We start from the raw sequence: 560 nt of genomic DNA on the forward strand, positions 1-560 counted from the left end.
CCGCGGGCGGCACGGCGCCGACCGGCCTTGCCAGCGTCACGGCGGATTTCTCGAACGGCTTCGCCGGCGGCAGCTATGGCAGCGATGGCCCGGGCAATTCGGCCTACACGCTGAAGCTCACCGGCGCCAACGTGGCGTCCGGCCTGTACGCCCTTGATGCGACCGACACGACCACCGGCGATGGCGATGGCATTGGGCAGGGTGCGCAGATTCTGCTGAACCAGGTCGGCAACACGATCACCGGCTCGGTTGGCGGGACCACCTACTTCACGATCACGATCGACGAGACGACCGGCATCGTCACGTTCACCCAGCTCAACAACATCTGGCATTCCGATCCGACCAATCCGGACGATGCAGCGACGCTGACGCTCTCGGCGGCCAACCTGCTGCAGGTGGTGCAGACCATCACCGATGCGGACGGCGACCACGTGTCGACGCCGCTCGATCTCGGCACTGGTGTGTTCACCATCCAGGACAGCGGCCCGACGGCGAGCGCGCTGTCCGGCGCAACGGACACGCTCGTGCTCGACGAGACGCGGCCTGTCGGCACCGACACC

General features: G+C 67.1%; 1 protein-coding gene. It reads left to right on the forward strand.

Annotated elements, in window-relative coordinates; all coding sequences use genetic code 11:
* A partial coding sequence (locus AKL29_RS42960) for a DUF5801 repeats-in-toxin domain-containing protein (RefSeq protein ID WP_244482407.1) occupies nt 1–560 on the forward strand: 560 nt, incomplete at both ends.

Origin of the sequence: Bradyrhizobium pachyrhizi (assembly GCF_001189245.1) — a bacterium.
In the GTDB taxonomy this organism is placed as follows: domain Bacteria; phylum Pseudomonadota; class Alphaproteobacteria; order Rhizobiales; family Xanthobacteraceae; genus Bradyrhizobium; species Bradyrhizobium pachyrhizi.